3 pseudogenes are annotated in these 3,094 nt (G+C 60.1%); 1 reads left to right on the top strand and 2 read right to left on the bottom strand.

The features are described 5' to 3' along the window. Nucleotides 1–291 precede the first annotated feature (291 nt). Nucleotides 292–1,407 (bottom strand): annotated as a pseudogene (gene hmpA / locus ACGLHR_RS51210) (NO-inducible flavohemoprotein); the annotation flags it as partial. Between the two features lie 58 nt (nt 1,408–1,465). Here hmpA and ACGLHR_RS51205 point away from each other — a divergent pair. Continuing rightward, a pseudogene (locus ACGLHR_RS51205) lies at nt 1,466–2,619 on the top strand (IS3 family transposase); the annotation flags it as partial. 154 nt (nt 2,620–2,773) lie between these two features. Here ACGLHR_RS51205 and ACGLHR_RS51200 read toward each other — a convergent pair. Then, nucleotides 2,774–2,883: pseudogene (locus ACGLHR_RS51200) on the bottom strand (bacitracin resistance protein BacA); the annotation flags it as partial. Nucleotides 2,884–3,094 lie beyond the last annotated feature (211 nt).

Below are 3,094 nucleotides of genomic sequence, written 5' to 3'. Positions count from 1 at the left end.
CGACGGAAATCGCGCTATATCATGCACTTGGAAGCCTTCCCGAGCCTTCGTCAACCCACACATTTTTCTGACGAACCGAATTTCTTAGATCAAGGCAAAATGCCCTTGTAGTACCTGCTACCGCCCGCGCCACACCCCGGCATCGCGGGCGGTTTTTTTTGCCTGTCAGGCCCGTTCAGGTTCGGTAGCTTTGCCGCCAGGCGGGTTATCGCCATATGACGAAGGTCGTGCCAGTGGGAAACATTACGGGCAGCCTGTTCGCACCCTAAACGCTTCCCACCGGCTTCGCCGCTATTCGGCAAACAGGTCGGGGCCGAACACTTCATAGTGGATGCGTGCTTCACGGATGCCCAATTCCTTCAGCGCGTCGTGCTGCAACCGCATGAACGGGATCGGTCCGCAGATGTAATAGTCGGCATCGGGCAGCAGGATCGAATCCTTGATCGCCTTGACATCGACAAGCCCTGCGTGATCGTAGTCCCGGCCCGCGACATCCTGCGGCAGCGGGTCATCGTAAAACACGATCACGTCGAGATTGGCATACGTCTTGGCGGCTTCACGCAGCCGGTCACGCATGGCGTGCACGCCGCTGTTTCGCGCACCATGCACAAATACCACTTGCCGCTGCGGGTCCTGTATGGCCTTTTTGAGCATGCTGACCATCGGGGTCAGACCTACGCCGCCGCTGATCAGGACAATGGGTGTCTTGGCGTTGACATCGATATGGAAGCTGCCGTAGGGTGCCGCTAGCTTCACCTCGTCTCCGACATTGACGTGATCATGCAACAGGCACGATACATAGCCCGGTGGCTGCGTACCGCCGCTTTCGCGCTTCACTGAGATTCGATAGCTGCGCCCATTGGGCATATCCGACAGGCTGTACTGGCGAATCTGCTGCAAACCTAGTGCTGGCACTTCGACGGCAATGCTGATGTATTGGCCGGGTTCAAAGTTCACCACCGGCCCACCATCCGCAGGTTCAAGGATGAACGATGTGATCACCTTGCTTTCTGGCCGCTTCTCACGCACGACAAAGGTACGCCAGCCGGTCCAGCCGCCCAACTGCGCGGCGGACCGCTCATACAACCCGCTTTCCATGCCCATCAGCACGTCGGCCAGATTCCCGTAGGCTTGTGCCCATGCGGATATGATTTCGTCGGTTGCTGCGCTGCCCAACACCTCCTTGATTGCGGCCAACAGGTGTTCCCCGACGATGGGATATTGCTCGGGCCGAACACCGAGACTCGCATGCTTGTTGGCAATGTTTTTTAGCACGGCCATCAGGCTGCTCGGATCCTCGATATTCTCCGCATAGGCGTAGACCGCACGTGCCAGCGCCTGCTGCTGCTGGCCCTGTTCCTGATGGGCCATGTTGAACACATTTTTCAGTTCGGGATGCGCTTCGAACTGGAGTTGACCCGCTTTTTTGGACACCGCCTATCTTGAACCGAAGGAGGTGCCCATCATGCACAAGCATCGAATGCCGTATGCCGCGGCCTTCCGGCAACAGATGATTGACCTCGTCCATGCCGGCCGTACGCCGGAAGACCTGGCCAAGGAATTTGAACCCACCGCGCAGACCATTTACAACTGGGTCGCGCAAGCAGATCGCGATACCGGCAAGCGTCACGATGGCCTCACCACGGCCGAGCGCGAGGAACTGACGCGGTTGCGCCGCAAGGTCAAACAGCTCGAGGTGGAGAAAGAGATACTGGCAAAAGCCGCGGCCTGGTTTGCCCGGGAGACCGGAACAGTACCCGACAAGGGTTCGCATTCATGAAGGCGAATCAGGCCACTTGGCCCTTGGCCACCATGGCACGGCTGCTCAAGGTCTCGCGCAGCGGGTTCCATGCGTGGTGTCATCACGTGCCCTCGGCCCATGCACAACAGGATGCCGCACTGCTTACCCGCATCCGGGCCATTTACCTGCGATCGCACGGCACCTATGGCATGCCGCGCATTCACGCGGTCCTAGCCCGCGAAGGCATCCACGTCGCGCGCAAGCGCGTGGCCCGACTGATGCGCGAAGCGGGCCTGCGCGGCGTGAGCCGACGCCGCTGGGTCACCACCACCCGTCGTGCCGCCTGGACCCGCCCGGCGCCGGATCTGGTGCAGCGTCACTTCCAGGCTGAGGCGCCAGATCGGCTGTGGGTCGCTGATGCCACCTACATTCCGACCGCTGTGGGCTTCTTCTATCTGGCTGTGGTGCTCGACGTGTACAGCCGCCGCATCGTCGGGTGGGCTATGGACAGCCACTTGCGTACCGCCCTGATGCTGCAGGCGTTGGACATGGCCCTCGCGCAGCGTCGGCCCGATGGCGTCATCCATCATTCGGATCAGGGGTGTCAGTACACTTCGATCGCGTTCGGGCTGCGCTGCCGCGAGGCCGGTGTACGTCCCTCGATGGGCTCAGTCGGTGACGCGTACGACAACGCCATGTGTGAATCCTTCTTCGCCACGCTCGAGTGCGAACTGCTGGCACGTCGCCGCTTCGCTACGCACGACCAGGCGCGTCTGGCGTTGTTCACCTTTATCGAAGGCTGGTACAACCCACATCGCTTGCACAGTGCCCTGGGCTATCGTTCGCCACACGAATTTGAACAGATTCACCGCCGCGCACAATCCGACGCCATCGCCAGCGAGTTGCCCACCGCCGGGCGGCGTCGTGGGCGACACAGGCGCCCCGCCGCCCGCCCGTGGACAACTCGCACGACGCCATCAAAAGGAACCCAACTATCGACATAAAATTCAAATGTAAGACTGTCCAACGAAGCGGGGTAACCTCGAACATACGCTTATAGAAGCACTTGACGATGTCGTAGCCGTGTTCGGCCAGAACGGGTGCCGTGCCTTTACGATGTCCTTCGTCTTCTGGGTCAACATTGCTTCTCTCCGTTGCGCGGGCGTTGGGGTCGCCAAATCGGGAAGGCTAGACGGTGGCCTACCTCGTCGCCTTGATCAAGGTCAAGTCTAGGTGAGACGTTCTTGACAGAGCAACGCGCATCGGTTGTTGAAGGGTAAGCGCGAAAATAAGCACACCTAGCTTTTGCTGCTGAGAGTGGGCAGGCTTGCGTCCGCAACCACTATTTGCGGA

Source organism: Cupriavidus sp. CuC1 (assembly GCF_044627735.1).
Taxonomy (GTDB): domain Bacteria; phylum Pseudomonadota; class Gammaproteobacteria; order Burkholderiales; family Burkholderiaceae; genus Cupriavidus; species Cupriavidus ulmosensis.
This window is presented reverse-complemented; position numbering and strand designations above follow the sequence as displayed.